The following is a 6,766-nucleotide window of genomic DNA, read 5'->3' as shown; positions in this document are numbered from 1 at the left end:
GCGGTCACCCGCCGCGCGGCCAGAATCCTGGATCTAGCGGACGCCCTGCTGGGCGAATTTGAGGACGTCGGAAGCGTTGGACTTGTCCACGATGGTGGGACCGGTCAGAACGGGCTGGCCGCCGCCGAGCTTGAAGCCGCCGCGCTTGGCCTGCCACAGGGAGTCAACGGACATGTAGCCCTGGAGCCACGGCTGCTGGTCCACGGTGAAGATCACAGAGCCGTCCACGATTTTCTGGGCGAGGTCCGCGTTCAGGTCGAAGCTGGCCACCTTTGCAGAGCTGCTGGCGTCCGTGACGGACTTGAGGAGCGTGAGGGTGATCGGCGCGCCCAAGCCGATGATGACATCTGCATCCTTGGCTGCCTGGAGCTTCGCAGTAGCGGTGGACTGGACCGCAGTCATGTCCTTGCCATCGACGTAAAGGATTTCCGTTCCAGGCACTTTCGCCTTGACACCGGCACACCGTGCCTCAAGGCCAACGTGGCCTTGCTGCTGGATCACGCAGACCGGGTGCTTGAAGCCTTGCGATGCAAGCTTGGTTCCGACGGCCTCGCCAGCGAGCTTCTCGTTCGAGCCGAAGTGGGTGAACGCGCCGAGCTGTGCCGAGACGCCTTCACCGGCGTTGAGGCTCACTACGGGGATACCGGCATCGGTTGCTTTCTTAAGGACGTCCTTGAGGGCATCCGGCGTGGCGAGCGTGACGGCTATGCCGTCAACCTTTTGGTCGATAGCCTGCTGCACGAGCTGGGCCTGGCGGCCAGCTTCGGGGTCGCTTGTGTACAGGAGGTCAACATTGTCCTTCGCGGACGCTTCCTCAGCGCCCTTACGGACGATATCCCAGAATGTATCGCCTGCCGCCGCGTGGGTGATGAGGGCGACTTTCATACGCGGAGTGCTGACGGCTTGACCGCCGCCGGCGGCGTTACCGCTGTCAGCTGGCTTCCCGCCCGTGCTGGAACAAGCGCTTAGAGCCATCATCGGAACGACGGCCGCAACGAGTGCCGCCTTCCGCCAGGAAAACTTCTTCACGATTTATCTCCTTTGATTGGGGTTGTGGCCCTGCCACTCTGCAGGAGCTCAAAGCCCTCTACACAGATCATGGTGACTCGCCTCACAGATGTCAATACTTTGTCCTGACATTAGGATGTTTTTACGTGAGATGGTCACGTGATCTCGCGGGGAACACCGTTCAGATCGGGGCTACGGGGCGGGCCGAGACGTGGTGCTTCGCACCACCAGGACGGGATCGATCAAGGTCTGCTGGGGCCTGAGGGCCGGATCCTGAATCCTGGCGAGCAGCCTGTGCGCAACATCAACCCCGACAAGGTCGCTTCGGTTGTCGACGGAAGTGATGTCCAAGTACCTCGACTTTGCCAGCGGGGAATTGTCGTAGCCGATCACAGAAATGTCGTTGGGCACGCGAAGGCCCCTGGCCTTGAGGACGGCAAAGGCGCCTACGGCCATGGTGTCGTTGGCCGCGAAGATCGCCGTCGTGTCCGGGTGGTGGTCCAGCAGCCAAGAAGCCGCGGCGTAGCCGTCCTCCTCCGAAGTACCTTGGGACTCGGCAATCAGGAGTTCGACGCCGGCCGACTGGATCTGCCGTCGGAAACCGGCACGCCGATGGGCTGACGCGCCGTCGGACCCTGAGAGATGGCCGATGCGGGTATGGCCCAGCTCCAGCAAGTGGCTCGCGGCCAGGCCGCCTCCGGCGTCGTCGTCGTTGGTAATGAGGTCGGCGCCGCTCGGCACCCCCATGCGCCATCCGGCCACCACCGTGGGTACCCATGTCCGCGCCAGCATAGGCTCGCTCGGTTCCGCCGCGATCACCAGGGCATCAATGTGCATGGCGAGGAGGCCGTCCGTGGCTTCTTTGATGCGGTGCTCGCCAGGCCGGGAGTCGGCCAGCATGACGTGGTATCCGCGATCGGAGAGGACGGATTCCATGCCCCTCAGCAGGTCCACGAACCAGAGGTTCCGGTAGTCGTCGATCACCAGGCCGATGCTCTTCGTCCGATTGCTCGCCAGGGTGGTCGCGGCCCGGCTGGGCCGGTAGCCCAACTCCGATATTGCGGCCTGGACGGCTTCGCGGCGCTTGTCGCTGACCCTCGCCGGCGCTTGGAGGACCAAGGACACCAACGACGGCGAGACGCCGGCTAGCTTGGCAACGTCGTAGATGGTGGGGCGGCGGGTTTTTGGACTGCTGGCACTCATGGTTCGGGAACCTTTCTCCTTTGCTGTCAAGGGTATTCGCAAGACATTGACAGGACATACTCACATGATTACGCTGTAAGTCCAGTGCTAAATTGTAGCGCTCCAAAATGCCCCGGTGTGCTCGACACCCAGGCTGAATTTCGAAGGAGAAATCAATGGCTGAGAGCCTAGGGGTCGCCGTCATCGGCGCAGGAATGGCCGGCAAGGCACACGCGGCGGCCTACCGCACAGCGTCTGCCCTTTACAGCCCCGTGCTTCCGCCGGTGCGCCTCGTGTCGATCGGCGACGTGAACCCGGAGTTCGGGTCCCTCGCTGCCCGGCGTTTCGGCTACGAACGCAATGACACCTCATGGCAGGCGATCGCGGAAGCGGACGATATCGACGTCGTGAGTGTCGTCATCGCGAATTCCCTTCACCGCGAGGTGGTCGAGGGACTCCTGGCCGCAGGGAAGCACGTCCTCTGCGAGAAGCCGCTGAGCGACTCGATCGAGGACGCCCGGGCCATGGCGGACGCAGCCCGCAACGCTTCCAGCATCGCGCGCATCGGCTTCACGTTCCGCCGCACACCGGGCATCGCCTACATCCGCGACTTGATCCGCACCGGCGTCCTCGGCAAGGTGCTGCACTTCAGCGGCCGCTACTGGACCGACTACGGCTTCAGCCCTTCCGCTCCCATGAGCTGGCGCTACAAGGGGGGTCCCGGCTCCGGTGCGCTGGCCGACGTCGGAAGCCACCTGGCCTACGTCTCCGAGTTCCTGTGCGGCGACATCACGTCCATCAGCGGCGGTCGCCTGAGCACCGTCATCGACAAGCGCCCTGTGCCCCTTGGCGCGGTCATGGGCCACGACCACGCCGCTGTCAGCGACATCTTCGAGGCCGTAGAGAACGACGACTACGCTGCTTTCAACGCAGCATTCGAGAACGGCGCGGGCAGCTTCGAAGTGTCCCGCGTTGCAGCCGGCCACGCCAACAGCCTCAACTTCGAAGTGTTCTGCGAAAACGGTGCGGCGAAGTTCGACCAGCGCCGCCCCTCCGAAATCCAGCTCTTCCTCAACGATGGCTCCGGCAACGAGAGCGGCTACCGCCAGGTCATCCTCGGCCCGGGCCACCCCTACATCGCCGGCGGCCTCGCCATGGACGCCCCCGAAGTGGGCTTCGGGCAGAACGACGCCTTCGGTTACCAGGCCCGGGCGTTCCTCGAGGAGGTCGCCGGACTTCCGGAATCCGAGTCACTCCCCCGCTGCGCCACGTTCGACGAAGGCGTCCGCAACATGGAACTGCTCGGCGCCGTCACCGAATCCGCACTCAACAACGGAAAGACCATCACGCTATGAAACTCGGCGTCTACAACGCAATCCTGCACGACAGGCCGCTTCCCGAGGCCTTGAAGGTCATCGCGGACCTGGGTCTGACGGGCATCGAGATCAACACCGGCGGCTTCCTCCCCGCGGTCCACGTCCCCACCTTCGACGACATTCTTGTCTCGGATGCCGCCCGCGACGACTACCTCGCGATCTTCGAGGGGACCGGCGTCGCGATCGCAGGACTGAACTGCAACGGCAACCCCTTGCACCCCAAGCGCGAGATCGGCGAGAAGCATGCCGAGGACATCCGCCGTTCCATCCGGCTTGCAGAGCGCCTCGGCCAGAACCGGGTAGTGACCATGTCCGGCCTGCCCGGGGGCGAGCCGGGAGCCACCACAGTGAACTGGGTGGTCAATGCCTGGAACTCGGCGGCCTTGGATGTACTGGACTACCAGTGGGACGTCGCGGCGAAGTTCTGGCGCGAGACAGACCGACTGGCCGCGGACCATGGCGTCAAGGTGGCCCTCGAGCTGCACCCGCAGAACATCGTGTTCAACACCGCAGATGTCCACAAGCTCATCGAACTCACGGGCGCCACCCACGTCGGCGTCGAACTGGATGCCTCGCACCTGTTCTGGCAGCAGATGGATCCAGTAGCCGTGGTCCGCGAACTCGGACCCCTGGTCTTCCAGGCAGCCGCGAAAGACGTGCGCATCAACACCGCGAACGCAGCCCTCTACGGGGTGCTCGACAACAGCTTCCGCCGGCTCTCCCCGGAGGAAAGCCGCACCAACCTCGGCGGCGACGAATGGGCCAACGAGTGGCCCAAGAACTCCGCGTGGGACTTCGTTGCCCTCGGCCGCGGGCACGACACCGCCTACTGGACCGAGTTCCTGCGTGCCCTCTATGAAGTGGACCCGAACATGCTTGTCAACATCGAGCACGAAGACACTTCCCTCGGCCGGATCGAAGGACTCGAAGTGGCAGCCAAGGTCCTGCGGGATGCCGACGCAGCGCTGGAAGCGTCGCTGAAGGTGACGGCGTAGGGGGTTCCTCGCTAGCCGGTTCACCGAACCACAGAGGAGGGCCTCATCCGAGATGGGGCCCTCTTGTGTTGGCCTGCAGGGCTCTCTATTCCCACCCTTGTTACACTGGATGATGAATCCATAAAATAGTCAAGCAAAGACTCGTGGTGTGGGCCAGGAAGGCAATCATGGAAGAGTTCGCGGATTTCCGGGCACCGCTATACGAGGTGAAGGCCAATCTGTTCAAGGGGCTGGCCCACCCGGTCAGGATCCGGGTACTGGAGCTGCTGTCGGCCGCGCCCGAAGTGTCGGTGACAGAGCTTCTGGCCGCAACGGGCCTGGAGGCCTCGCACCTGTCCCAGCATCTGTCAGTGCTGCGCCGATATCACCTGGTCAAGGGAGAACGACGGGCACTGCAGATGTTCTACACCCTCGCTTACCCGCAGGTTGCAGAACTCCTCTCCGTGGCCAGACTGCTGCTCAACGACATTCTGCACACCACCCGGGCGCAGCTTGAGTCCTCAGAGGCGGCTGCATCCGCGTCAGCCGCAGCCAGCACCCGGTGAAGGCCCTGGTGGCGGTCCGGGCTTTGCTTCCCGGGCGGCAGGATTACACGCTGTTGCCGCGTACCTGGAAAGGAGACTTGGTTGCCGGGGTCACGGTCGGCATTGTCGCACTGCCGCTGGCCCTGGCATTCGGTGTCAGCTCCGGCGCGGGTGCGGCCAGCGGATTGATCACCGCGGTGATCGCCGGCGTGATCGCGGCCGTCTTCGGTGGTTCCAACATCCAGGTCTCCGGACCCACCGGCGCCATGGTCGTGGTTCTGGGCCCGGTCATCGCCGCCCACGGGCTCGGGGCGCTGGCCGCGGTCTCGGTCCTTGCCGGGGTGATAGTGGTGGCCGCGGGGCTACTCAAACTCGGGCGGGTCGTGACGCTCCTGCCCTGGCCGGTGATCGAGGGCTTCACCGTCGGAATCGCGGTAATCATTTTCCTGCAGCAGGTCCCTGCCGCGTTCGGCACCAAGCCGGGCCCCAGCAGCAACGCCGTCATCTCTGCCGCCCAGGCCATCGGCACCGTGTCCCCTGCCTCGGTTCTTGCCCCGGCTGCCCTGGTGGCTCTGGTGGCGGTGATCATGATTGCGTCACCGCGGATCCACCCCCGGATCCCGGGCTCGCTCATCGCGATCATCATTGCCACTGTGGCCGCGCAGTTCCTCGACCTGCCTGTGACCCGGATCGGTGCGCTGCCAGATTCCCTGCCGGCGCCGATGATCCCCTCCCTGGACCTGGCGACGATCACCGCGCTGGCCGAGTCGGCGGCTACGATCGCGGCCCTGGCCGCGATCGAGTCGCTGCTCTCGGCACGGGTCGGGGCGTCGATCTCCGATACCGGCCCCTATGACGCGGACCGTGAGCTCCTGGGCCAGGGCCTCGCGTCCGTCGCGTCCGGATTCTTCGGCGGCATGCCGGCCACTGGTGCCATCGCCCGCACAGCGGTCAACATTCGTTCCGGGGGCCGGACACGCCTTGCCGCCATTACCCATGCGCTGGTCCTGCTTGCCGTGGTGTACCTGGCCACCGGCCCGGTTTCCCGCATCCCCCTTGCTGCCTTGGCCGGGGTCCTGATGGTCACCGCGACTCGCATGGTCTCCCTCAAGACGCTGCGCAGCGTGATCGGATCGACCCGCGCCGACACGGTCGTGTTCTTCGTCACCGCACTGATCACCGTTTCCTTCGACCTGATCGAGGCCGTGGAGATCGGGATCGCCGTCGCTGCATTCTTCGCCTTGCGTGCTTTGGTCCGGTCCAGCGGTGTGCACCGGGAAGAAATCCCCGGCCCGGTCCACGAAGGGGACGAGCACATCGCCGTGTTCCGGCTCGACGGGGCACTATTCTTCGCCGCTGCCGAGCGCGTCCTGGAGCGGGTCAGCGCCATCCGGAACGTCGACGTCGTGATCATCCGCATGTCGCAGCTGCAGATCCTGGACGCAACCGGTGCCAGAACCATCACAGACATCGTCCAGGCCCTGGAACGCCGCGGAATCACCGTGCTGATCAAAGGGATCCAGGAACGCCACCTTCGGCTCGTCACCCAGGTGGGGGTCCTGGACTCCCTTCGCCACCACAAACACCTCTTCACCGAACTGGGCCCAGCCGTCGAACACGCCCGAAGCCACGTCGCCCGCGCCGCCAGCGCACGCAACCCCGGCAAGACCCCGTAAACCGG

At 64.8% G+C, this 6,766-nt stretch carries 6 protein-coding genes; 4 read left to right on the top strand and 2 right to left on the bottom strand.

Annotation, left to right across the window (positions count from 1 at the left end):
* Positions 1-33: 33 nt before the first annotated feature.
* Positions 34-1,029, bottom strand: a complete 996-nt coding sequence (locus AC3WJU_RS17680; protein WP_284989657.1) for a substrate-binding domain-containing protein — start codon at positions 1,027-1,029, stop codon at positions 34-36.
* Between the two features lie 171 nt (positions 1,030-1,200).
* Positions 1,201-2,211, bottom strand: coding sequence for a LacI family DNA-binding transcriptional regulator (locus AC3WJU_RS17675; RefSeq protein WP_492260474.1), 1,011 nt, complete (start codon positions 2,209-2,211; stop codon positions 1,201-1,203).
* Positions 2,212-2,366: 155 nt separating this feature from the next.
* Here AC3WJU_RS17675 and AC3WJU_RS17670 point away from each other — a divergent pair, with 155 nt between their 5' ends.
* The 4 genes from AC3WJU_RS17670 (at position 2,367) to AC3WJU_RS17655 (ending at position 6,761) form a co-directional block, all read left to right on the top strand.
* A complete protein-coding gene (locus tag AC3WJU_RS17670) occupies positions 2,367-3,545 on the top strand; it encodes a Gfo/Idh/MocA family protein (protein WP_492260473.1) in 1,179 nt (392 codons plus the stop codon).
* Positions 3,542-4,561 (top strand): sugar phosphate isomerase/epimerase family protein, encoded by a 1,020-nt coding sequence (locus AC3WJU_RS17665; protein ID WP_492260472.1) that lies wholly within the window; start codon positions 3,542-3,544, stop codon positions 4,559-4,561. Before AC3WJU_RS17670 ends, AC3WJU_RS17665 begins: the two co-directional genes overlap by 4 nt.
* Before the next feature lie 167 nt (positions 4,562-4,728).
* Positions 4,729-5,106 (top strand): ArsR/SmtB family transcription factor, encoded by a 378-nt coding sequence (locus tag AC3WJU_RS17660; RefSeq protein ID WP_059388171.1) that lies wholly within the window; start codon positions 4,729-4,731, stop codon positions 5,104-5,106.
* On the top strand, positions 5,103-6,761 hold the full coding sequence (locus AC3WJU_RS17655) for a SulP family inorganic anion transporter (protein ID WP_492260471.1): 1,659 nt from the start codon (positions 5,103-5,105) through the stop codon (positions 6,759-6,761). The genes AC3WJU_RS17660 and AC3WJU_RS17655 overlap by 4 nt, the downstream gene beginning before the upstream one ends.
* The last annotated feature ends 5 nt before the right edge of the window (positions 6,762-6,766 follow it).

It is taken from the genome of Arthrobacter sp. FW306-1B-F12A (genome assembly GCF_058781865.1).
Note: the sequence above shows the minus strand (reverse complement) of the source record. Positions and strands in the feature narration are given on the sequence as shown.